The following is a 21,871-nucleotide window of genomic DNA, read 5'->3' as shown; positions in this document are numbered from 1 at the left end:
TTTTTCGCGAAAGCATCGTCAAAACGGAACAGGCAGGTATCCTGGCTTGTAACGGTTTCTATCTTCCTTCCTGGGATAAAAACCTTGATCGTTACTTACAGTTGCGCGACAGCCCGTGATTTGCACACGGTTCCCTATTCATTTACCTTAAGTAAAACCTCTTCCGGTGATCTGAAATATAAAGAAACTTGGTTTTGCAATCAGTTATAAATTCTGGACAAATTTAATTAATCGGTTTTTAAACCTATTATGATGTGATTAATAAGGTATATTGTCTGTTATTTTAGTTTGAATTGGTTTATTGTTCTTTTAAGTGCTTAAATTTGTAGCTATAAAAGGATATTATTCTATGGAGGCCCTCGACGAGACCGATTTATTGCTTTTGAAAATACTGGCAAACAATTCCAGTTTTACCACCAAGGAACTTGCTTCACAGGTGAACTTATCACCTTCTCCCGTTTTTGAACGGGTAAAAAGACTGGAGAACAATGGTTATATCAAAAAATATATCGCCGTTCTGGATGCCGAAAAATTCCATCAGGGTTTTATTGTGTTCTGTAACATCAAACTCAAGCAGCACGATAGAACAATCGGCCATCACTTCGTTAAAGATATCCTGGACATCGATGAGGTGGTAGAATGTTATAATGTTTCGGGAGATTATGATTTTATTTTAAAGGTGTATGCAAAGGATATGAAACATTATCAAGACTTTGTTTTCAATAAACTCGGTTCGGTAGAGAGCATCGGCAGTACACACAGCACTTTTGTGATGGCAGAAATTAAACATTCGAATAATATCAGTCTATAAGTAACAAACTAAATAGATATGAAAATAGACCTAACCGCTAAAAATGCCCTGGTAGGGGGCAGTACCCAAGGCCTTGGCTTTGCTACAGCACAAATACTTGCCGGATGTGGGGCAAATGTTATACTGATGGCCCGAAATGAGGAGAAGCTCAAAGCGGCTTTATCGAAATTGCCAGTGGTGGCCTCAGGTCAAAAACACCGTTACCTTACAGCAGATTTCTCAGATTTTGCATCTTATCAGGAGATTATCAAAAGCTTTTTTGCCCATAACGAAATCGATATACTGGTAAACAATACCAATGGACCAAAAGCGATAGGCGCTGTGGATGCGGGTTTGGATGCCTACGAAAGTGCCTTTGATCTGCTTTTTAAAACCGTTGTGCAAACCACCATGCTTGCCATCCCCAAAATGATTAAAAAGAAGAGTGGAAGGATCATCAATATTGCTTCAACCTCTGTTGTGGAACCTATCCATAACTTAGTACTTTCTAATGCTATACGCAGTGCTACGGCAGCCTGGGCAAAAACGCTGGCCATCGAAGTAGGACAATATAATATCACCGTTAATAATATCCTTACCGGAAATTTTGATACAGCGCGCATAGCGCAATTAATTTCCGCGCAGGCAACCGCATCCGGTGTTTCCAGTGAACAGATCAGCGCGGAAAGATCAGATATAATCCCGATGAAAAGATTCGGAAAGCCAGAGGAATTCGGTCATTTGGTTGCTTTTCTGGCCTCTGATTTTGCTGCATACATCACCGGAACGGATATTCCGATTGATGGAGGGTTGCTTAAATCGCATTAAATGTTAACTCGATCAATATATAATCACTACCTCTCTTTTTCATCCTTCACCTTCCACTTATTAGACGAAATATAGAAACAGTTAGGTACTGTGGTGGTTTCCCCTTCAACACCAGCTGCATACTGTTTACTAAATATGATTGAAATCTTATAAGTTGTACTGGAGTCCACGATGGTGAACCAATAGAATCCTTTATTGAAATATTTATTGGCAAGCTTTCCCTTGACGGTAGTAACTGTGGTTCGTAGTGCCTGGCCAACATAGGCACCAGACTGCATAACTTTTACCTGTGCAAAGGTAGGAAGGTTTACTAAAAGTAGCACTAAAATTGAGATAATGATCCTGATTTTTGTCATGATGAGCGTTTTAAATAAATTTGAAGATTCGACGAGTGTCCGTAAGGACGTGAGAAATAGAATGAACGCTATTGAAGCGATAAGCATCGTACCGGTTTAACCCAGGTATCCATTCTATAATTTAGCGATCGGGACTATTAAACTGTACCGCTATTTTCTGCAAGTTACACAAAATGTTGGTTTTGCGTAATAATCCCAAGTTTTTTGTATTAAAATACTTACATTTAGTGATAAAAATGCTCATTTATTTTGTACCCCTGTATGTTTTATAATATTGCATTTGATTGTTTTGATGTTAGTTAACCATCAACGACATCATTTATAAGGCTTTGGAAACCTGAATATGTAGCTCAGGCGGTAGAGAAATTAACAGGTTTTTACCAGGCTAACCTATAAATCATGAACAATAATCTTAAATATATATTGCCTGTTGCACTGGTTGTTTTTTCGGCCTGCACCAACAATCAAAAAGCAGATGGAACAGCCCAAAAAGCCGGACTTGTTTTTAAGCAGGGAGAAAAAGTGAGCAATGGATAATTTCACAGGAACAGTTTATCTGCATACGCTGATCGAAAGCGACAGCTTAAATCCAAACAGCGTTGGCAATGTCACTTTTGAACCTGGTGCAAGAAGCAAATGGCATTTACATCCGGCTGGCCAAATATTATTGGCAACAGGCGGGGTAGGCTATTATCAGGAAAAAGGACAGCCCAAAAAAACCTTACGTAAAGGAGATGTAATTAAATGCCAGCCAAATGTGTCGCATTGGCATGGGGCAAGTGTTGATTCTGCTTTTATCCAGTTGGCGATTACCAGCCGTGAAAAAGGGCCAACAGTTTGGTTGGAAGCAGTAAGTGATAGTATTTATCTTTCCAAATAAAAAATCCGGGCTAAACCTTGTCTATTTAGTGAAAATGATCACACTATAAATACTAATTTTTAAAAGATTGCCTGAATGCCAGGGGTGATAAATGTGTTTTGGCCTTGAACAGTCTGCTAAAAGATTGCAATTGTTCAAAACCGAGTTCATATGCAATCTCGCTCATTGATAAATCGCTGGTCGAAATCCGTTCTTTGGCCCTTTCAATCAACTTTTCATGGATATAATGCTGGGTATTTTGCCCGGTATGCATTCTTAACAGGCTACTTAAATATTTAGGGGTGATATTTAACCGGGCTGCAATATCGCCAACCATCGGCAGGCCTTTTTTCTGGGGCTCGTCGCTTTCGAGATAACCGGTCAGTACTTTTTGCAGGCGATCGAGAATCTGGTGGTTAGACTTTTCGCGCGTAACAAACTGGCGGTTATAGAAGCGCTCCGCATAATTGAGCAGGCTTTCTATCTGCGAAATGATGATCTGCTTACTGAACTTGTCGATATTGGCGTGGGTTTCGCGGTGTATATTTTCAATGATGTTGATGATGATCTCTTCTTCCTTTTCAGAAAGGAACAAAGATTCGTTAACGGCATAATCCCAAAACTCATATCTTTTGATTGAATTCGCTAATGGCGTGTTCCAGATAAAATCAGGGTGAAAGATCAGGTACCAGCCCGATTGCCGCACTTCGATATCTTTTTCAACGGTAAGGCTTGTCACCTGGCCGGGAGCTACGAAAGACATCATCCCCTCATTAAAATCATAAGGTTGCTGTCCATATTTCAGCTGGAGATTTTCGGCCCCGGTTACCCGTTTGATCGCTATCGCATAAAAATCGCAGAAACTGCTCAATGTTTCGCCGCTTCGCATCACCCGGCTGATATCAAGCTGCATCACACTGATCAATGGATGCTCAGGCCCTGGCATTTGCCAGGCCTGAAAATATTCGCTAATTGTTTTGTAGTGCACCATAACTTTATGCTTCTTTGTGGATTTCGATCACGATTTTTCCACGTACATGTTTCGTTTCACTATCGCGGTGTGCCTGGGCTGCCTGTTCCCACGGATAAACTTTACTGATCACCGGTTTAACCTTTCCCGCATCAATCAGTTTGGCTACTTCAGTCAGGCCATGATAGTGGTTAATATCAACCCCTGCCATAGAAACAGTTGCATTTTTCCGGGCGAGTAATGCAATAAATTCCTCGCTTGGCCATACCCCATGTGTACAAACAAATATACCACCATCCTTTAATACTTTAACCGATCTTAAACGCAGTTCTTCATCAACACTTGTAGTAGGCGTAGCATTGAAAACGACGTCGATATCGCTAAGGATGTCTTCAAATTTCTGCGTGTTGTAATCAATCACTTCATCAGCACCCAGCGCTGTTAAAAAACCGGCATTATGTGCCGACGCAGTACCAATCACATAGGCACCAAAAGCCTTGGCAAATTGTAAGGCCAGGTTGCCAATACCACCGGCCGCTCCGTGCACCAACACGCGCTGACCTGCTTTTACCTTTGCTTTCTTTGCTACACCGCTCCATGCCATCCGTGCACATGCAGGTAAGGAACCCGCTTCGTTAAAGTTAAGTGTTTTTGGCATAAGGGCAAACTGATCAGCTTTTGCTGCGAGATACTCCGTGTAGCTGCCATCCAAATAATTAGGCACACCATACACCCGGTCGCCCTTTTTAAACAAGGTTACTTCACTACCTACTTCTTCTACCATTCCTGCACCATCAATCCCTAATGACATGGGTAATTTCAACAGCGGTTTTAGTCCTTCATTTCCACCCCGGCGGATAATGTAATCGGCCGGGTTTACACTGGCCGAATAAATTTTTACGAGGATTTCATCGGCTTTAGGGACCGGGCGTTCAACCTCAACAATTTTCATCACCTCAGGTTCGCCGAACTCAAAAATTCTTATTGCTTTCATTATTTTTTTTTTCAAAGGTCTGGAACATCACGGTATTAAATTTAACCGGAATGCCGCTTATGTTAACCGGAGTGCCGACTTTAAGAAAAGTAAATTCATTGTTGTTCAAAAAGATCTCGAAATCTTTACTATTGATTTAAATATTTAATCACTCACTCATCCCTACAAGCCATTCACAAAGTCGGAATGGCGCTTCAATCATTCGCGGGAATTGATCTCAGGCCAACAGTTATCTTAGTGTCAGTTAAGGGTTTTGGCTCCGCAGGCTCCAGGGATTACCTGGGGTTTGCAATGGGGCTTAAATCCGTTAGTAAAGAAAAGACACAATCAAAGAACTGATCACCTTAAAACAGCTTTCTATGAAAACTTTAAAAAATTGCTTAAAATGCCTGCCATTATTATTTGTACTTGCTTTAGTATCCTGTAAAAAAGACAGCAGCAACAATCCGGAAAACAACCTCGACATCACGAAATTTTACATTGCCGGAAAACACAAAACCAGCAACCAGATCACATTACCCTATATCATCACTTTTGGTGCAAACGCAGCTGCTTACATCAGCAATGGCCTCGGTAGTTCTGATAACGGCAACTATACCTACAAGGATGGCGTGATTACCATTATCTGGAGCCCTAGCGCTAAAGATACTTTTCGCATCAGTGATGAACAGATTTCTTCCTTTGAGGGCACATCAACCCTGGAGAGCTATTTTCTTCAAGAAACACCTGAGCAAAACGCATTGAACGGTCATCTCTACAGTGGTTCGTTAAAAAACAACAAAAACAATTTTTTAGTAGTCACCAGAATGAAATTCTCAGCTACCCAATACGGAGAAACTTCACTCGGTGATCCTGTTCCAAACAAAGATTATAGTACCATTAACAATGCCTCTGGCGGTAGCAATACCGGCAATAATGGAATACTTACTTTTTTCGTACTGGTTAATGGAAACCTGGAAGTTTCCCGTGCATCAAACAATAATGCCGATGGCTCTGCCACCTATTCTACAGGAACCCTTAAACCATCAAATTAAAATTAAACATAAAGATGCTCATTTTGACAGCCTCTTCAATCCTTAACTTCTCATTGGCAGATGCTGAGTGAAAGAGGCAAGGGGTAGTGTCCTTTTTAACAACTCTCGTCGAGCGCCTGGAACCCATATTTCTGAACCGGGCACAAACCCTATAATTCCCGCCCCGATCTGCATTACCGGATGACGCCCAAAAAGCTTTGCTTCCCATCAGCAAATGCAAACGAAGATTTGAACAAGGCTGCAGGATGTTTAAAAATAATAGACCTGTTAATGCAATTAAAAAGTTTCCCGGTGGATATTTTTGACGCAATACCACCCTAATATAGTCTATTTCGCACATCGCCTGGTGTTATAGAGTTGCGATCTTTGTATATAGATCAATCCATTAACTTAGTTGGGCGGGTCATAGTATAAAAAATCAATCAAGAAGAATAACTATAAACACGATTGTTAACTTATTTTCCAATGAAAAACAACATCAATCCGGCATTACAAGAATTAACGCAATTTATTGGCACATGGGAAATGGAAATATCAAATGCATCTTTCTTACCGGATGCCAATGCCATAATTAAGGCAGGTGCGTCCTTTGAATGGTTTGAAGAAGGTGAATTTTTAATTTTGCGGCAAGGCAAAAAAAATAAGGAAACGCCATGGGCAATATGGTTTATTGGTCATGATAAAGATGCACAGCACTACACCGTATTATACATTGATGATCAACACTCTTCAAGGGTATATGAAATGAGTTTTGAAAACAGGATATGGAAGATGTGGCGCAATGGACCCCAATTTGTACAACGCTTTACAGGCGAGATCAACGAAGATAAAAACGTCATCTCGGGATACTGGGAGAAGTCGGTGGATGGTAAAGATTGGGAGCACGACTTTCACCTTACTTATACAAAAGCCAGATAGAATCAAAATATGCGCTGGATAGGGCGACCTCTTATTTGATGCTTGTCTATGCTTTGCGCAGCAGTTTCAGGTACGTAAAAATCTGCCCGCTATGCTCTGCTTCGTGATAGTTAGCAGCTTGTAGTGCCTGCACATGATTGTTGACTTTGAATCCGATGGGTAACTCAAAGGGCTCATAATTGGTAAATAATCTGGATGCCAGATCTGATTCTAGGCGGTTAACGGTATGGATCAGTAAATGTTTCACCTCATTCACATCCGGAGTAGTTTTCCAGGAACGTGGCGACGATCCGATTTTGAAGGCCTCCATGAATTCTTTAGAGATATACATGGGCAATCCGCTGCGCATATACAGGTGCCGCTGTTGAGAAGTGATGCAATGACCAATTTGCCAAAAGATGTTATTGTTAAAGCCCTCTGGAATTTTAAATAATATTTCGTGATCAATGGTTTCCATTAATTGCAGCAACCTGGTCCTGCTTGCTCTTAAAATTTCACATTCGAAACTTTCATTATTCATGTCACCCGGTTTAAGATCTATATATGGCGAAGAAGCTATATTGCGGGCTAATGTAGCTTTTTTACATTATATATGAAACTTTGCCGCCTTTTGGACATATGTTGCAACGGTGGAATACCGGGCAGGATGGCCTGTATAATTTCCTGGTGGTCTGCGTCTCCACAGACCACGGGAATAAGAAATTACTTAGCCAGGTAGGTCATGCCGCCATCAACAAGGATTTCGACGCCAAGCAAGAACGAAGAATCTTCCGAAGCCAGGAAAACTGCTGTTTTACCAATATCTGATGGCTGGCCGATCCGGCCTATCGGCATCACACTTGCAAATTGTGTTTTTACCGCTTCGATCTGTTCTGCAGGAACGAATTTGTCAAATGCAGGTGTATCTGTAGTACCCGGTGTGATTACATTTACCCTGATCTTTCTGGCCAGTAAATCGTTTGAAAAGCTTTTTGCCAAAAAGATTACAGCAGCTTTTGCAGCGCCGTAAAGCCCAAATGAGGGGTATGCCCTGTGTGCGGCATTCGATCCGATAAGGATGATAGAACCGCCATCATTCATATAGGGTAAGGCTTTTTGCACCGTAAAGTAAACGCTTTTCAGGTTAAGGTCCATGGTTTTGTTATAGTCGGCTTCGCTCACATCGGCCACTGTTCCGGTTGTTCCTGCTCCTGCGTTAACTACGAGTACATCTATGTTCCCGAATTTTTCGGCCGCATCTTTAAAAGCGTTTTCTAAATCGGCAAGCCTGGTTACATCGGCATTGATGGCTATAAAATCACTGCCCAATTGAGCAGCAGCGTGTGCTAACGTTTGGGGGTTTCTACCCACAATAGCTCCGGCAGCGCCTTCACTTTTAAATGCTTCGGCAATACCAAACCCAATCCCGCTATTGCCGCCTGTAATTACGGCAACTTTGTTTTGTAATTTATTCATGATCTTTGTTATTTAATGTTAGTCCAAAGATGCACTTGCGCGATGAGCTGAATCTTATCAAAAGTCATTAAATACTCTTGACAAAGATCAATCTATTTTGAGGAGTTCTTCCTGATCCGGCTCAGGGTTTCAGGTGTTAAACCCAGGTAGGAGGCAATTAAATTTTGCGGGAACCGCTGTATAAAGTGAGGATAATTGTTAACGAGTTCCTGAAACCGTTCTTCGCCAGTTTGGCTGATGGATGACTGCATCCTTTTCTGTGCAGCGATAGTATTGTTTTGACTCAGCACGTTCTGCATCGCCGAAAAGGCCGGAATGGGTTTGATAAATTCCTCCACCAGGTTATGGGTAATCTGTAAGATCTCCATATCCTCCAACGCTTCGATGTTGAAGCGGCTCGGTGTCAGTTTGTAAAAACTTTCAAAATCGGCTAACCACCAATCCTCAATACTTAACTTTAAGATATGCTCATGTCCTTTTTCATCTACTGTAAATGTTTTTGCAGCCCCTTTCACAATGAATCCGGTATATTTACATACATCGCCTTCCTGTAAAAAGTATTGTCGCTTCCGTATTTTTCTTAGTTTGAAATGGACGGTTAATATTTGCTTATCATCCGCCGAAAGCGTTTTGCCTGAAAGTTTTTCCACGTAATCGAACAGCGCCTGAAAGTTATGCATGTCTAAGGTTCTTAAGGAGAAGCTTCAAAAATAAAACTTTCCACTTATTTATTGCTGCTTTTTTATCCGGACTTGGTCTTATTCAGTTAAGGAGAAAACCAAAGGCACACATTGAACGGTCGAAAAAAATTAGGAATAAAATGTATTAAATCTGGCTATACTGTTTTAAAAAATTGCTGCCCCCATTTTGCCAAAGCCTGCTTAGCAACGAGAAATAATTTGCCTACAATTGTTTTTCTAATTTCAAAATCTTTTCTTTAGTTTCATTTTCCGTTAATTCTGTTTTTGTGTTTGAATTTAAGAGATTTTCAAGTGCTATAATTTGCGCTCTTATTAATGCTTTTTCAGAATTTACTTTTTCATCAACATTAATACCTGTATGCTCCCAATTCGTTTTTGTGACCACATTTTTTTCAACTGATATTGGGATGAATAACTGATATTTTTTGCCAATAAAAAATACTTTTACTGGATTTGCTGCTCCATAGGTTTTATCTCCAATTACCTTTGCAATTTTATTTTGCTGTAAATTATATGCTAATGCTTCAGCGGCAGAAATGGTATGATTGTTTACAAGGAGGTACACTGGTTTATTTAAATACTTTTTGCCATTTACTTTTTTATATGTGTGCTTCTCTTCGGTTTTATGATTATATCTGGTGTAAATCTCACTTAATTTAATTCTTTCATTAAAAAAATAACTTAAAAATAGCCTAACCATTTTGCCATCACCGCCCCGGTTGTTTCTTAAATCTATAATCAAAGCATTTGTATTTGAAACAAAATTCATTGTAGCATCTAAAATTTGTTGAGCAGATTTATTTCCTTCGGGAAATCCGGTATATTCAATATAACCGATATTTCCATCTAATCTCATCACTTTATCAAAACCATAATTCCACTGTTTATTAATAGCATCGTATTTTTTTAGCAATGCCTCTTCATCGACTGTTCTTTCTTCTTCTTTACCTGGACGGTATAATACATTGAAGTGCAGATCATTCCCGTTTTTGGTTAGATATTTTGAAAGAGATCTTGCAAATTCTACATCAGTAAGATTATCAAAAGTTTTAAGATCTATTTCTGATTTTAATTTCTTAGAAAGTTGATTTGCAACATCATCAAAAACGTAATATTCATTAATTTTATCTGCTATTTCCAATATCTGTTTATTTCGTTCTGTAAAATCCTGGGCATTCGCTTTTGAGTTGAAGCAAATTGCAACGTAGATTAATAATAGATTAAATACTTTTTTCATTTCTTAGATTTTACAATTGGTAATTATTTTATTTAATGTTTTTTCGAGTGAATTAATCTCTTCCAGCGACAAACCATTTAGTGCCGTTTCTCTATTTATTTTTGCAATTGGGTTTATTAATTCCAGCATTTTTTTTCCTTTTTCGGTTATTTCAAGATTAAATTTCCTTCTATCTTCTTTATGAATAGTTCTATTTAAATAATCTTTTTTAACCATTAATTCTATCATTCTCGTGATGGATGCATTATCCTTAAATACAAGATTTGCCAATTCATTTTGAGAAATTTTGTCATCCTTGTTAAGGATTATTAAGACTAGACATTGATCTATAGTAATATCTTTTACAATTTTTGAGATATTCCTCTGTGATATTTTTCTATACTCCTTAATTGCTTGTTCAATCAAATAAAGTACTGTTGCTGTTGGGTTTTTGTTATTCATGTCAATTATGTTGATGCAAATATAATTGATATATCAATATAAAGCATGAAAAATTGATCTTTTGTTTTAAGCGCTTTGCAGAATTGAACCAATTGCTTACAGCAAATTTGAGTATAGGTCTGAGGGAGTAACCATATTCATCTGGAAATGAGCGTGTAGGCCTAATAAAGTAGATCCTGATAATAAAACATCTAAAAATAATTCTGTAAAGTTAGTTGAAGAAACTGTTTACCATTACACCAAAATGATAAGCCTGGATTAAAGTTTATATTTGAAAGTAAGCAGAAAATACTTTTAATGCGACAGAAAACACGCTCAATGCACCCTCAAACAAAAAAAAGCCCGTCTTTCGATGAGCTTTTGATCAGTAGAGTCAAGCGGCAATACGTCGAACTTTTATTAGAATTATTATGCGATTGTGAATTTTGAGAATTTGGTTAATATCGTGGTAATGGTGGACATCGAAAGAAGAAGTTATAGCTAGATATGTTATTATAAAATCTGAGTGAGTCAAGGTAATTTTGCTCCTTCATTTTTCCATAGTTTAGGTTATAATACGAAAAATTTGTAATTTTAGTTATTATGCTATGAGAAATTTGTAATATACATAGTTGTATAGGTTTTTTACTCGAAAAATTTGTAAGATCAATTTATGATTTTTTTGTAGAAACTGCTTTTATGGTATGAAAAATTTGTGTTAATGCTGCCTTTTGAATCGTTAAGTAAGAAAATTTTGTAATTAATTCTATGGATAATACAATACCACTACATCTTCAGGAAGTTATTTTTTCTTCAAGTAATCCGGAGATCAGCCGATCGATTGGCAAATTGACCAAAAGTGGTGAGCTTAGAAAGATTGCTCCGAGGATTTATACTCCAAACTTTGATGAAGATCCAGCAGAAATCATCAAACGCAATATTTTTAAGATCATAGGTCAACTATATCCTGGAACTATCTTAAGTCACCGTTCCGCTTTAGAATATAAACCTACCTCAACCGGGGATCTTTTTCTTACTAGTACCCATAATAGAAAGATAGAATTACCAGGAGTGATCCTTAATATTATGAAAGGGCCTGGCATTTTATCAGGGGATAATCTTTTTAGCGGACAGCTTCATGTTTCCCAACAGGAAAGGGCATTGCTTGAAAATCTTCAGTCAAGTAAGAAAGTTGGGTCAGCATCAAAAGCGCTCGCTTTACCTGAAATTGAGGAACGTCTTGATCAGGTAGTCAGAATAAAAGGTGAAGAAGGTCTGAATGCTTTGAGAGACAGGGCAAGAGAGATCAGTGTTGAACTGGATATGAAAAAGGAATTTGAAAAGCTAAATAGGATGGTCAGTGCCATGCTGACCACAAAGCCTTCTGATTTTTTGACCTCACCTGTCGCAATTGCAAGGGCATTTGGCCATCCTTACGATCCATTGCGTTTGTCCCTTTTTGAAAAATTGTTTGTAGAATTGCAACAAAGGGAGTTTGCTGACATCCCGGAAGTAAGTACTTCTATTAAGGCATTCCGTAATTTTGCTTTTTTTGAAGCGTATTTTTCCAACTTTATTGAAGGCACTAAATTCAAAATTGAGGAAGCCAAGCAAATCATCGAGACAGGGAAGCCACTTCCGGCCAGAGACGAAGATTCGCATGATGTTCTGGGTACTTACCAAATCGTTAGTAACAAATCAGAAATGGCTATCACTCCGGAAAATCCGGATCATTTGCTCCAAATCCTGCAATATAGACACAAGATTATACTCAGCGCTCGTCCGCACAAAAATCCAGGAGAATTTAAGGATAAAAATAACCGTGCTGGTGATACCGAATTCGTTGATCATAAACTGGTAAGGGGAACACTCACACAGGGGTTTGATTTTTACAGAGGGCTGCAAAGCTCTTTCGCGAGGGCAGCTTATATGATGTTTATGATCAGTGAAGTACATCCTTTCTTAGATGGAAATGGTAGGATAGCCAGAGTGATGATGAACGCAGAGTTGACAAGCGTGGAACAGTCTAAAATTATTATTCCTACAGTATATAGGGAAGACTATCTAGGGGGATTAAGACAGTTGACACATAGGCAAGAGCCCGATACATATATTAGGATGCTTCAACGTGCTCAGCTGTTTAGCGTAACTATCAACGGTGAGGATATGGATCGAATGCAAAATGTTTTAACTGAAAGCAATGCTTTTAAAGAAGGGGAAGATTATATCCTTCAAATCCTTAAACCTCAGCGGATGCCATGGGAACGCGAGAAGGAGCATCAAACGCCTCAACGTCGTATTGGGCGCTAATAACTGACTTGATGCCTTTTAGTTAAAGTGTAAATAAATAGTATTTCTTTGCATTTAATGTGGCTAAAGTGGGCATTTCGGCAAAAATGGCCGTGCGGTCCGCATTTAAAGAAACACCCTATTTCGCTGGGCATTTCGGCAAAGCAAGGTTTGATAAGTTAGGAACATATTGTAATTAGTGATGAAAAAAATATTAATATTCATAGGCGTCTTGTTTACTCTAGTCACTTCAGGGTTCGCTCAGATAAAAAACCGTGGTACAGTTATAAATCTTATTTCTAATTCGATTTTCGATACTTATAAAAGGCCTGTAGAAAATAAGATAATAATGTTGTCCATCTGGCTTTCTACCGATGCCTCAGGGAAAATTGACTCAGTTTACTTTTCTGATATCTCTGCCCCGTTGTCCATTGAAAACGTCATCAAAACTTCATTCATCAAAAAGGAAATCAAAGAAAAGTGTGCCTTTATAAAAGTGTACCCTAACGCGTTAATTGTGATACCTATAATGTACCGAAGACCGGACGATCTTTTCGCTTCACATCTTTTTGAGTTGGGAAAAGATTTTACAAACCTTTTTCCTGATCAGAGTAAGTTTCCAAAGAAAAAAATAATTGTCGAAAGACCTGCATCAGTAGCTGTTCATGATGAGATTAATTAATTATTGGAACCTGCTCATGAGATGTATTCATATGAAATCGTATCCTTGATGTAGTGATGAAAACTTTTGAAAACAACTAAAAATATTATTTCTAAGGTTTATATAAGACGTTGTTTTTAACCAATTTTTAATTTACATCATGACCTTTCTTTAACTCTCAAAGTTGAAACCTTTTCTTCATAACTGCCCACTATCATTATTGATTATTAAACTGCAGTGAGCTAATAGGAATAAAAACTATTCAGGTAACTTAAAAGGGGCATTTCTCGATTTTTGAATTTAATAAAATCCTTTTCAATGACAGCCAATTAGTATTATGTTTCAAATTAAGCTTTCAAAAATCGCTAAAAAGCTAATAAAGAGCGAACTTGTCTTACTGACATTAATTACTGTAATAATTGCATTTATCTATTTTCCGGTGTATCATTTTTCTTTTTTAATAGGTTGGGATGATCAGTGGTTTGTTGGGGATTATTCCAAAAGTGGCCACTTGTTTTTCTGCAAAGTGGATCTTCGTCACTTTTGGTGAAGTGCCCTAATTGGTTCGTACGCACGGCAATTTAAAATTACATACAATCGCAATTAATACAAAATTTTACAATTTATGCCCATAGGATATCTTTAGTTTCACCAAAAGTGACGAAGATCCACTTTTTGGATAATCCCCACTTAATCAGGACCTTTATAAAAAATACCATGAAAAGTATTCGGAGCAAAAGAAGGAAATTGAGCGAAATCTGCTCACCCTTTCAAATAAAAGTTCGAACCTTATAAAATGCGTGAGGTTGGCAATCGAATACGCCACTCAGTTACCTTCAAAGTGGCTTTCTGGTGATTATCACACGAAACAACAGCTCCAGGCATTACTGTTCCCTAGCGGTATGAGTTATGATAAGAAAAATGATAAAGTTCGAACCGATGAAATTAACTTAGTCTTTTTGTATATCGCTCATTTTCAGCAGATTATACTTAAAAAGGAAAGAGGCATACCAGAATTAAATCTGAATTATGCCTCTTTCGCCGATTCGGTAGAGTCAATCGGCAGAAAATCGAACTTTTACGAACATTGTGAGGCAATAGTAAATTTTGAAAAAGTGTTGAAGAACCAAATTTACGCACAAACAGGAAAAAGAAATTAATATAAGTCCCTTCCTCAATTAGAGTGATAAATAACTTTTTACTTGGAATCAAAAATCTGTCTTATGCCAACTAAATTGGCTATTTTTCATGCCTTTGTTCGTGCTGTTGATCACCAGCGGACACTAATGTATTGGCATATCCGCAAACGGATTTTTGAAGAAGTACAGCAGAGCAAGGACTGGGCAGATTATGGTAGGTTCTTGGTGAAATACCTTTCAGAACATTTGCAACCGGAATTTGGAAGTGACTCGTCAGATTTCTCCATGGTCAATTTTACCATACTTTTCCGATTGTGCATGCACTGCATGCATAATTGAGTCGTACACAGTTGATCAAAAGGCCGTCAGTCCAGGTCATTTTCCCTCAATTTTTTATCCCGTGATATCCCAGATACCCTGTAGCAAAGACTCAAGGGCCTTGTAGGCCTTGGGATAGCCAGCTGTTGACTTTGACATTACTTTGGCCACATTACTGTTGTCTTCATCCTTGAGTTCTTTCTTCAGGATTTCAATAAGTTTTGTTGTTGCTACGGGATTGGATTTAATGATTTCTCCCATATCCCTACCCAAAATTCTGGCACCAGATACAGTTGTATCCCAATCTTGAGCCTCTATAATATCCTCATACTTTTCGTAAAGTACATCATATTTGAGTTCAACATAGTTTGCAATGATAAACCCAATATCTTCTCCATCTTTTTGAGTTCTATGTTTTCTGTCTTTCCATGCAAATACCTTCATGATTGCTATTCCTTCTATCGGCGCAATCTTCAATTTGAATTTCCCATCTTCACTTTCCAGGGTTATTCCTTTATCATGTATTTCATTAAATCCGGCTACGTTCATCGCGATCATGAAATCCGGAGGCCATGCATATTCCCCGTTTTCATCCTGAATGTCGCCAAAAGGAACGATATCAACTTCAGCGCCTTTAAAAAGCAATTTATGAGCGACCTTGGTTTCTTCAAACTTACCGGATTCAATTAGCTTTTTCATTACCTTTTGGTACACACTCCATTCTGGAACATAGATTGCAAAATCAACATCAAGGGTTTTTCTCGCTGATTCCAAATCATATTGTCCATGCATGATAATATCTCTTGCAGTAGCCCCAATCAACAGAAAATCTAACGCCTCTTCCACCAGAATTTCTTGGATTGTATCCACCACATTTCGAAGGTGGTCCGGGATTTTATTATCCGGTAATTTATAAGTACTCATCAAAAATTATTTTTGCAGTTTCTAGGTTTCTACTGTCGCCTGTGCCAGTAAGTTCGGCATATACTATCAAAGGAGGAACAGCATTTTCAATTTGTTTCTGATTGTAAAAGACTTCATGACCCGTATCCCAAAAATACCGGTAAACGGACAAGATTCCATTCTTCTCAGGAAGCAAAGAAAGAGCGTTACGCCATTGTTTACTATCTTCCTTTACAAACAAAGAAAACTTTTCAGGACTCAGGTAATTAGTATAAAGGTTTGCTGCAGGCTCACCGCTCCATTCCGCGCCGAAGCTCAAGGGCTTAACATTTTTAAACTCTGTTTTCAAGGGTATCTTTTTAGAACTAAATGACCCAAGGAAAAGCTTTGGTTTTAATACCTCATTGTAGGCTTTCACCCATCGCTGAATCAATTCTGGTCTATTCCCAATAACACGTTTCTTTTTATGGCCCTCATATAAGTAGCCTGCACTTTCCATTTCTGATAGTAAGATGCTGACAGAAGATGCAGATATTCCTACTGCTGCCCCCATTCTCCTGAAATTTAGGTCCAAAAACTCGGGACTTTGTAAAATACCAAATAGCAATTTAACTCCACTTTCGCTAAATAACCTACTTTTTTGCACTTTCTCTTGCTCTGTTTTTTTACCGGTTTTGAGAATATAAATATCATTATAATTGATATACATATTTCCTGAAGCATCCAGATAATTAATGCCGTCCGTCATTAGCTTTTCAGCAATCTTAGGATAAATATGTGGGGTTATTAAGAAAACACGTCTATCTTGCGTGCTGTAAAATTTCGCTACGTCAGAATAGAAAAAGGCATCAGCATGACTCATTATCCCAGGGGTATAAAGTTTATATTCGACTCCTTTGTTATTAAAACTAAAATTTATAAGCCCCCTTTCTTCATCACTACCCATGAAAAATCTTGGCTTAGAAAATTTATTAGCTATTTCTCTAGGCAATGTGTCCATTGCTTTTTTCCATATTTCTGGCGCTTTCATGTTTACTAAATTTGTATGTTTACTTTTTGTAAACATACAAATTTAGTAAACAAAGTTTAAAATTCAAAAGGAATACTGTACATTGTAGTAACCACTTATAGTGGCTTAAGCAGAAAGTCTAAATATGGTTTTAGCCATTTAATTCGAGTTCCTTTCACAGTTGTTTTTCACCTAGTTTAGTTCTGAAAATAATTATGGAAAATCAAGATGACTTAAATTTCAGTCGCTTAATAATATTACTATTCAAGAAGTTAAGGCTTTACCTATGTTTAAACACTTTTCAGACAGTGAAGCTGAAGAGGTAGTTCGAACACTAAAAAGATTTTCAGAGATAATCGTTGAAGATCATTTTAAGAAAGAAAATCAAGAAAAGAAACCATAGCGGTTTATTAGTTCGAACCACAAACGTCTGTTAGCCAGTGCTTAACAAAACTTTTGCCGTTTGGGTTAACCCGAGCAGAATCGAGTTGTTAACTGCCTCATTTTCAGTTAATAACGCGTTTGTGTGTGCTTTTTCTTTTCATGAGAAAATATCATAAAAAGAAAAAGCCTTGAATTTGAGCTCCTTTCAAAGAAAGAGTTCGAACTTCAAGGCTTTTTGCTGTTTTGGTAGAGTCAATCCGCGAAAAATCGAACTTTTATGAACATTATGAAGCGATAGTAAATTTTGAAAAAGTGTTGAAGAATAAAATTTAGGGACAGTACAGGAAAAAGAATTTATTGTAAGTGTTTTATGGATTGGGATAATGACAAGCATCGTCTGTCTTTTGATTTCAAATTTGAGAAAGGGCTGTTAAAACCTGAGCGTGACAAGATCAATTATTTATGAAGAACTATAAATAAATTTATCTATCCCGGAACGGTAGAGGCCAGAACACCAACTGTAAGATTTGGTTTTATCGCAGAGCCCGAAGCAACGAATGGTTTTATGCGCCCTACCTGTTTAATGGAACCGGCGATTCTGGTGGCCCTGTATTTGATATGAACGGGAGGGTAATTGGGCTCATAACAGGATAGATCTATCTTTAGATGATAATTATGAAATTCCGATAGATGTCTACCGGAAATACTGGAATGCGCTACTCGAACCAGAGAATTATGCTGCCTTGCCTGCTGAAAACGATTTTGTAACCAATCCCAATGCTAAAGACTTAAACGTAATTACAGGCCTTGATCAATTGAATAGGATGATCGCTAAGAAATTAAGTGACAAAATCGCCCCATGCACTGTAAAGAGAAAAGCCCTTATAAGGGTAAGGGAATTAATATTTCCTTGTTGGGTACATATTAAAGAAGCATAGATAGCTTTCCGCATCATTGGAAAATTATTTAGCGAAAAATAGAATCCAACATTGATACGCAATTTGCCGTACTTAAGCTAAATTAGTGTGATACAGGTTCGAGCCAAATCATGTGCACGATTAAGTGCCGAACTACTGCCTGATCAACCAGGGGGTGGTACCTTTCGGACCGTACCATGGAAATGTGCTTAATGCAGTTGATATGCGAGCAGCAGAAAACTCATAGGCGTCAACATACAATATTTTCCCATCGGTGGAGAGCACACCATAATACGGGATATGCGTTATCAGTGGTGCTGCTACATCGGGGTTAACGCCGGAAAATATGATCCGTGAGCCATCCTGTTTGTAATTTTGGGCATAGTTCGTAGGTGGATCAAACGCTGCAAGTATAAATTTGCCGTTCTGAAAGTAATTGGTTGTACCTGTTGCCAAAAAACGGATCACGTTGACATCCGGGAACCATTCAGGATGATCGGGCTGCGCCCAATTACCAACAATGCTGGGTGCATCTTTAGGAAATAATTTCATATCGACCATGGAGATAATGGGCGACGTTCCGCCTGTGATCTTAGACTTGTCAGCCGAGATCGTATACACCTGCGGCGAATTGAATTGCTCATCCCCGGGCAGGTCAAAATGAATAGTGACCGTTGTCTGCCCCTGGGGGTTCTCTTCCACTTTGGTGATCTTTCCATGAACATCGCCCCGGCGCCATACGCTTAGCGTCAGGTGCGACCAGGCCGTCACATCGTTTCCTTGACTGAACCTTAAGGATAGTGGCCTTGGAAAATAATGATTACCGACATTCGCAAGGCCGGTGTATTCTGTATTTGAAAAACTGTACAGGCCCTTTGTATCCTTGTCCGGATCTTTCTGCGTGTTATCTTTTTTACATCCCGCGCTGATCAGCAACGTACTTAGTATCATCGTTGTAAAAATGAATTGAATAACTTTTTTCATGATATGGTTAAGGTTTATTATTTGTGCTGACAGGGAATAAAGCCTCATCTACTTGCGTACCCTGGCCTGCCACCCGGCACCAGTTGCCCGAAGTCTTATGATATACTTCCAGCCGGCGGACCTTGATATTCAGATCACTGCCATTGACAACGATATTTACATTGATCAGCAGGTTGACCACAGCGGTGGTGCCATCATAGATCCGGATGAACTCGTTACCGGGTACGGGACTGACCGACTTAAATACCAGTTTCTCCTTTTTTTGTGCCTCGATCCATTGCTGACGGGTGAAAGAAATATCCCCTTTAGGACCAACAGCGATCATATCCGTGCAATCCAAGTTTGTGCCAGGGCCCTGGCTACGCAAGAGTTGTGTAATCTCCTGTCGTTCTTTAGCGTAACTGCTGGTATCGATCTGGGCCGATGCGCCGAGCGCTACCACCAATAAAAGAATTAATGTTGATAGTGTTTTCATGGTGATCTTTTTCCTCAAATCTACCGGCATGGATCATACAAAATGAGAAAAGTAGACTAACCCACCCATGTCGGAAACAGACAAAGGTTTCCCATCTACCAGATCATTTCGTCGTCGATGAAATGATCTGGTAGACATCATGGCGAGGTTGGTCGAATAAGTGTCAGTTCGTGCCGTCCCGCGCAAATTGATACGTATCTTAGCTGGTGATCAACGACAGCATGAAGAAATTACCATTCATTTACGCCAACGAACCTAAATGGAGGCTTTCGCGCCACCTGGCGTTCTGGTCTCTTTGGTTCATTTTCCAACTGTTACTTTATTCCTTTTCGCCTTCGCCTGTACTGCAAAAACAACCTTTCTTACATCGACTGGCCATCACTTTACCGGAAACACTGGTTTATATGATCCCAAGCATCTTCCTTGCTTACACACTGATGTATCTGATCATCCCGAAGCAGGTAATACCCGGTCATTATTTGTTGGCAGCTTTTTGCTCGGTTGTACTCATCATTTTAACGGCTGTTTTATCTGCTGCGTTGTCTATGACCATTGTCGATCATTTACGGCATCTTCAGGCCGATAAGTTATCACCGAGGGTCGCGGGTGAGCCGCATCCTGCTTTGTATATCCAGTTAGGCACGGCAATTCTGGCCGGTTTGCGGGGAAGTATCACGGTGGGCGGCATAGCGGCTGCCATTAAACTGATGAAATGCTTTTATGAAAAGCAACAGGCTGCGCTGCTGCTGGAAAAAGAGAAGGCCAATGCTGAACTGCAAATGCTGAAAGCCCAGCTGCACCCGCATTTTCTGTTCAATACTTTGAATAATATTTACTCGTTCACCCAGGAGGTTTCAGAAAAAGCTTCAGGGATGATCATGGGCTTATCCCAATTACTCCGCTACATTTTATACGATTGCAGCAAGCCATTGGTACCGCTTGATAAAGAGTTTAAAATGATCAGGGACTATATTGAACTCGAATCGACCCGTTACGATAATAGCTTAGATATATCGCTGCAACTACCCAACGCAGATAGCCATTTGATCGCTCCGCTAATCTTACTGCCTTTTATTGAGAACTCGTTTAAGCATGGGGCAAGCCAAATGACAGAACATCCCTGGATCAGCCTACATATAACTATTCATAGTGATGCACTATCGATGAAGCTGATCAACGGCAAACCAGAGACGGTCAAGGTAACAACGCCGGGTATCGGCATCGAGAACGTGCGCAAACGCCTCCAATTACTTTATCCCGATCAGCATAAGCTGACCATTAACGTTGAGGAGGAAATGTATATCGTTGATCTGGAACTTGATCTCATAAAAAAATGAAGACTCTCAAAACCTACAACTGCCTCATCGTTGATGATGAACCTCCAGCAAGGGAGATAATGCGGCGCTACATTGCCCAGGTGCCGATGCTGACGCTGGCGGGTGAGTGTGGTAATGCTTTACAGGCCATTACGGCTCTTAAGCAGCAGCAGATCGATATCCTGTTTCTGGATATCCAGATGCCGCAGATCAGCGGATTAGATCTGATAGGTACACTAGTCAACCCGCCAATGATCATATTGACCACCGCTTTCGAGCAATATGCTGTTAAGGCATTCGAATTAGATGTCACGGATTACCTGGTCAAACCGATCCGTTTTGAGCGGTTCCTGAAGGCTGTAATGAAAGCATTGCCAGAACAAATGTTGCCTTCAGAAACACAAACTGCGGCCATTGTAAACGACAGCGCAGCCCCTGCTTTTCTTTATTTCCGGGCCGATCGGAAAATGGTGAAAGTCCAGCTTGATGATATCCTTTACATAGAGAGCCTGAAGGACTATGTCAGGATACACACCACGAAGGGACTTCTCATGACCAAATATGCCATGGCTTCCCTTGAAGCCATGCTTCCCGCTGCTTCATTTATCAGAGTGCATCGATCATATCTTGTAGCACTCACTAAGATCGATTCTTATACCACAGAAGACATCTATATTTTAAATAAGATCATACCGATTGGGAAAATGTATCAGTTGCAAGTGATAGCGTCATTAAGAAAAGCGAACGGATAACATTTCGAAGTTCATAGTAACTATTTCTCGTTTTCTTTCCTATCATTCCAAAAGAAAGTTCCAAACAGTATCCAATTTAGACCCGAGACACCTAATTGGGCATTTCGGCAAAAATGGCCGCCCGTTCCGCATTTAAGGTGTCACCCCATTCCGCTTTAAAGT

General features: G+C 39.3%; 24 protein-coding genes and 1 riboswitch. Of the genes, 12 read left to right on the top strand and 12 right to left on the bottom strand.

The annotated features are described in order from the left end of the window. Positions 1-14: 14 nt before the first annotated feature. Positions 15-177: riboswitch (cobalamin riboswitch) on the bottom strand. Positions 178-349: 172 nt separating this feature from the next. Beyond that, complete coding sequence (locus AC04Q1_RS21205; protein ID WP_478366540.1) at positions 350-811, top strand: Lrp/AsnC family transcriptional regulator; 462 nt, start codon at positions 350-352, stop codon at positions 809-811. 18 nt (positions 812-829) lie between these two features. Then, a complete protein-coding gene (locus AC04Q1_RS21200) occupies positions 830-1,618 on the top strand; it encodes an SDR family oxidoreductase (RefSeq protein ID WP_478366539.1) in 789 nt (262 codons plus the stop codon). A gap of 26 nt (positions 1,619-1,644) precedes the next feature. On the opposite strand, the gene AC04Q1_RS21195 is transcribed toward AC04Q1_RS21200, so the two are convergent. Next, positions 1,645-1,974 carry a hypothetical protein gene (locus tag AC04Q1_RS21195; protein WP_478366538.1) on the bottom strand — a complete coding sequence of 110 codons (330 nt, stop codon included), beginning with the start codon at positions 1,972-1,974 and terminating at the stop codon, positions 1,645-1,647. A gap of 399 nt (positions 1,975-2,373) precedes the next feature. Between AC04Q1_RS21195 and AC04Q1_RS21190 the strand changes: the two genes are divergently transcribed. Beyond that, entirely contained in the window at positions 2,374-2,511 is a 138-nt protein-coding gene (locus AC04Q1_RS21190) for a hypothetical protein (RefSeq protein WP_478366537.1), read from the top strand. Further along, a complete protein-coding gene (locus tag AC04Q1_RS21185) occupies positions 2,504-2,854 on the top strand; it encodes a cupin domain-containing protein (protein ID WP_478366536.1) in 351 nt (116 codons plus the stop codon). Before AC04Q1_RS21190 ends, AC04Q1_RS21185 begins: the two co-directional genes overlap by 8 nt. Positions 2,855-2,906: 52 nt before the next feature. Here AC04Q1_RS21185 and AC04Q1_RS21180 read toward each other — a convergent pair whose 3' ends face one another. Together AC04Q1_RS21180 and AC04Q1_RS21175 are read right to left on the bottom strand one after the other, a co-directional pair. Then, positions 2,907-3,824 carry a helix-turn-helix domain-containing protein gene (locus AC04Q1_RS21180; RefSeq protein ID WP_478366535.1) on the bottom strand — a complete coding sequence of 306 codons (918 nt, stop codon included), beginning with the start codon at positions 3,822-3,824 and terminating at the stop codon, positions 2,907-2,909. 4 nt (positions 3,825-3,828) lie between these two features. Further along, positions 3,829-4,797, bottom strand: coding sequence for an NADP-dependent oxidoreductase (locus AC04Q1_RS21175; protein ID WP_478366534.1), 969 nt, complete (start codon positions 4,795-4,797; stop codon positions 3,829-3,831). 359 nt (positions 4,798-5,156) lie between these two features. On the opposite strand from AC04Q1_RS21175, the gene AC04Q1_RS21170 reads away from it, so the two are divergent. After that, positions 5,157-5,831 carry a hypothetical protein gene (locus AC04Q1_RS21170; protein ID WP_478366533.1) on the top strand — a complete coding sequence of 225 codons (675 nt, stop codon included), beginning with the start codon at positions 5,157-5,159 and terminating at the stop codon, positions 5,829-5,831. 465 nt (positions 5,832-6,296) lie between these two features. Then, the gene (locus AC04Q1_RS21165; RefSeq protein WP_478366532.1) at positions 6,297-6,749 is read left to right on the top strand and encodes a hypothetical protein; all 453 of its coding nucleotides are present in this window, start codon (positions 6,297-6,299) and stop codon (positions 6,747-6,749) included. Between the two features lie 46 nt (positions 6,750-6,795). Here AC04Q1_RS21165 and AC04Q1_RS21160 read toward each other — a convergent pair whose 3' ends face one another. The 5 genes from AC04Q1_RS21160 to AC04Q1_RS21140 all read right to left on the bottom strand — a co-directional run bounded on the left by AC04Q1_RS21160 (position 6,796) and on the right by AC04Q1_RS21140 (position 10,583). Beyond that, positions 6,796-7,269: a DinB family protein gene (locus AC04Q1_RS21160; RefSeq protein ID WP_478366531.1), complete on the bottom strand. Its 474-nt coding sequence runs from the start codon at positions 7,267-7,269 to the stop codon at positions 6,796-6,798. A 182-nt stretch (positions 7,270-7,451) separates the two neighbouring features. Then, entirely contained in the window at positions 7,452-8,204 is a 753-nt protein-coding gene (locus AC04Q1_RS21155; protein ID WP_478366530.1) for an SDR family NAD(P)-dependent oxidoreductase, read from the bottom strand. A gap of 92 nt (positions 8,205-8,296) precedes the next feature. Continuing rightward, entirely contained in the window at positions 8,297-8,884 is a 588-nt protein-coding gene (locus AC04Q1_RS21150) for a Crp/Fnr family transcriptional regulator (RefSeq protein ID WP_478366529.1), read from the bottom strand. Positions 8,885-9,107: 223 nt separating this feature from the next. Beyond that, the gene (locus tag AC04Q1_RS21145) at positions 9,108-10,142 is read right to left on the bottom strand and encodes a S41 family peptidase (RefSeq protein WP_478366528.1); all 1,035 of its coding nucleotides are present in this window, start codon (positions 10,140-10,142) and stop codon (positions 9,108-9,110) included. Positions 10,143-10,145: 3 nt separating this feature from the next. Then, positions 10,146-10,583, bottom strand: a complete 438-nt coding sequence (locus AC04Q1_RS21140) for a MarR family winged helix-turn-helix transcriptional regulator (protein WP_478366527.1) — start codon at positions 10,581-10,583, stop codon at positions 10,146-10,148. Between the two features lie 747 nt (positions 10,584-11,330). On the opposite strand from AC04Q1_RS21140, the gene AC04Q1_RS21135 reads away from it, so the two are divergent. The 4 genes from AC04Q1_RS21135 to AC04Q1_RS21120 all read left to right on the top strand — a co-directional run bounded on the left by AC04Q1_RS21135 (position 11,331) and on the right by AC04Q1_RS21120 (position 14,990). Beyond that, complete coding sequence (locus tag AC04Q1_RS21135; RefSeq protein ID WP_478366526.1) at positions 11,331-12,872, top strand: Fic family protein; 1,542 nt, start codon at positions 11,331-11,333, stop codon at positions 12,870-12,872. A gap of 181 nt (positions 12,873-13,053) precedes the next feature. After that, the gene (locus AC04Q1_RS21130) at positions 13,054-13,533 is read left to right on the top strand and encodes a hypothetical protein (protein ID WP_478366525.1); all 480 of its coding nucleotides are present in this window, start codon (positions 13,054-13,056) and stop codon (positions 13,531-13,533) included. Positions 13,534-14,318: 785 nt separating this feature from the next. Then, positions 14,319-14,672 carry a hypothetical protein gene (locus AC04Q1_RS21125; protein ID WP_478366524.1) on the top strand — a complete coding sequence of 118 codons (354 nt, stop codon included), beginning with the start codon at positions 14,319-14,321 and terminating at the stop codon, positions 14,670-14,672. A 63-nt stretch (positions 14,673-14,735) separates the two neighbouring features. Then, positions 14,736-14,990, top strand: coding sequence for a DUF1016 N-terminal domain-containing protein (locus tag AC04Q1_RS21120; protein ID WP_478366523.1), 255 nt, complete (start codon positions 14,736-14,738; stop codon positions 14,988-14,990). Positions 14,991-15,044: 54 nt separating this feature from the next. Here AC04Q1_RS21120 and AC04Q1_RS21115 read toward each other — a convergent pair whose 3' ends face one another. From AC04Q1_RS21115 to AC04Q1_RS21100, 4 genes are all read right to left on the bottom strand, one after another. Then, on the bottom strand, positions 15,045-15,893 hold the full coding sequence (locus AC04Q1_RS21115; protein ID WP_478366522.1) for a hypothetical protein: 849 nt from the start codon (positions 15,891-15,893) through the stop codon (positions 15,045-15,047). Continuing rightward, positions 15,880-16,902 (bottom strand): type IV toxin-antitoxin system AbiEi family antitoxin, encoded by a 1,023-nt coding sequence (locus AC04Q1_RS21110; RefSeq protein WP_478366521.1) that lies wholly within the window; start codon positions 16,900-16,902, stop codon positions 15,880-15,882. The genes AC04Q1_RS21115 and AC04Q1_RS21110 overlap by 14 nt, the downstream gene beginning before the upstream one ends. Positions 16,903-18,335: 1,433 nt before the next feature. Continuing rightward, positions 18,336-19,166 carry a hypothetical protein gene (locus tag AC04Q1_RS21105; RefSeq protein ID WP_478366520.1) on the bottom strand — a complete coding sequence of 277 codons (831 nt, stop codon included), beginning with the start codon at positions 19,164-19,166 and terminating at the stop codon, positions 18,336-18,338. Positions 19,167-19,173: 7 nt separating this feature from the next. Continuing rightward, on the bottom strand, positions 19,174-19,641 hold the full coding sequence (locus tag AC04Q1_RS21100) for a nuclear transport factor 2 family protein (protein ID WP_478366519.1): 468 nt from the start codon (positions 19,639-19,641) through the stop codon (positions 19,174-19,176). Positions 19,642-19,862: 221 nt separating this feature from the next. Between AC04Q1_RS21100 and AC04Q1_RS21095 the strand changes: the two genes are divergently transcribed. Then, a complete protein-coding gene (locus AC04Q1_RS21095; protein WP_478366518.1) occupies positions 19,863-20,978 on the top strand; it encodes a sensor histidine kinase in 1,116 nt (371 codons plus the stop codon). Continuing rightward, positions 20,975-21,709, top strand: coding sequence for a LytR/AlgR family response regulator transcription factor (locus AC04Q1_RS21090; protein ID WP_478366517.1), 735 nt, complete (start codon positions 20,975-20,977; stop codon positions 21,707-21,709). The genes AC04Q1_RS21095 and AC04Q1_RS21090 overlap by 4 nt, the downstream gene beginning before the upstream one ends. The last annotated feature ends 162 nt before the right edge of the window (positions 21,710-21,871 follow it).

It is taken from the genome of Pedobacter humicola, from assembly GCF_056490705.1.
This window is presented reverse-complemented; position numbering and strand designations above follow the sequence as displayed.

What these genes read in the sequence shown, in the direction of transcription:
- AC04Q1_RS21205 (WP_478366540.1), top strand. Translation starts at nt 350, where the DNA reads ATGGAGGCCCTCGACGAGACCGATTTATTGCTTTTGAAAATACTGGCA.
- AC04Q1_RS21200 (WP_478366539.1), top strand. Translation starts at nt 830, where the DNA reads ATGAAAATAGACCTAACCGCTAAAAATGCCCTGGTAGGGGGCAGTACC.
- AC04Q1_RS21195 (WP_478366538.1), bottom strand. Translation starts at nt 1,974, where the DNA reads ATGACAAAAATCAGGATCATTATCTCAATTTTAGTGCTACTTTTAGTA.
- AC04Q1_RS21190 (WP_478366537.1), top strand. Translation starts at nt 2,374, where the DNA reads ATGAACAATAATCTTAAATATATATTGCCTGTTGCACTGGTTGTTTTT.
- AC04Q1_RS21185 (WP_478366536.1), top strand. Translation starts at nt 2,504, where the DNA reads ATGGATAATTTCACAGGAACAGTTTATCTGCATACGCTGATCGAAAGC.
- AC04Q1_RS21180 (WP_478366535.1), bottom strand. Translation starts at nt 3,824, where the DNA reads ATGGTGCACTACAAAACAATTAGCGAATATTTTCAGGCCTGGCAAATG.
- AC04Q1_RS21175 (WP_478366534.1), bottom strand. Translation starts at nt 4,797, where the DNA reads ATGAAAGCAATAAGAATTTTTGAGTTCGGCGAACCTGAGGTGATGAAA.
- AC04Q1_RS21170 (WP_478366533.1), top strand. Translation starts at nt 5,157, where the DNA reads ATGAAAACTTTAAAAAATTGCTTAAAATGCCTGCCATTATTATTTGTA.
- AC04Q1_RS21165 (WP_478366532.1), top strand. Translation starts at nt 6,297, where the DNA reads ATGAAAAACAACATCAATCCGGCATTACAAGAATTAACGCAATTTATT.
- AC04Q1_RS21160 (WP_478366531.1), bottom strand. Translation starts at nt 7,269, where the DNA reads ATGAATAATGAAAGTTTCGAATGTGAAATTTTAAGAGCAAGCAGGACC.
- AC04Q1_RS21155 (WP_478366530.1), bottom strand. Translation starts at nt 8,204, where the DNA reads ATGAATAAATTACAAAACAAAGTTGCCGTAATTACAGGCGGCAATAGC.
- AC04Q1_RS21150 (WP_478366529.1), bottom strand. Translation starts at nt 8,884, where the DNA reads ATGCATAACTTTCAGGCGCTGTTCGATTACGTGGAAAAACTTTCAGGC.
- AC04Q1_RS21145 (WP_478366528.1), bottom strand. Translation starts at nt 10,142, where the DNA reads ATGAAAAAAGTATTTAATCTATTATTAATCTACGTTGCAATTTGCTTC.
- AC04Q1_RS21140 (WP_478366527.1), bottom strand. Translation starts at nt 10,583, where the DNA reads ATGAATAACAAAAACCCAACAGCAACAGTACTTTATTTGATTGAACAA.
- AC04Q1_RS21135 (WP_478366526.1), top strand. Translation starts at nt 11,331, where the DNA reads ATGGATAATACAATACCACTACATCTTCAGGAAGTTATTTTTTCTTCA.
- AC04Q1_RS21130 (WP_478366525.1), top strand. Translation starts at nt 13,054, where the DNA reads ATGAAAAAAATATTAATATTCATAGGCGTCTTGTTTACTCTAGTCACT.
- AC04Q1_RS21120 (WP_478366523.1), top strand. Translation starts at nt 14,736, where the DNA reads ATGCCAACTAAATTGGCTATTTTTCATGCCTTTGTTCGTGCTGTTGAT.
- AC04Q1_RS21115 (WP_478366522.1), bottom strand. Translation starts at nt 15,893, where the DNA reads ATGAGTACTTATAAATTACCGGATAATAAAATCCCGGACCACCTTCGA.
- AC04Q1_RS21110 (WP_478366521.1), bottom strand. Translation starts at nt 16,902, where the DNA reads ATGAAAGCGCCAGAAATATGGAAAAAAGCAATGGACACATTGCCTAGA.
- AC04Q1_RS21105 (WP_478366520.1), bottom strand. Translation starts at nt 19,166, where the DNA reads ATGAAAAAAGTTATTCAATTCATTTTTACAACGATGATACTAAGTACG.
- AC04Q1_RS21100 (WP_478366519.1), bottom strand. Translation starts at nt 19,641, where the DNA reads ATGAAAACACTATCAACATTAATTCTTTTATTGGTGGTAGCGCTCGGC.
- AC04Q1_RS21095 (WP_478366518.1), top strand. Translation starts at nt 19,863, where the DNA reads ATGAAGAAATTACCATTCATTTACGCCAACGAACCTAAATGGAGGCTT.
- AC04Q1_RS21090 (WP_478366517.1), top strand. Translation starts at nt 20,975, where the DNA reads ATGAAGACTCTCAAAACCTACAACTGCCTCATCGTTGATGATGAACCT.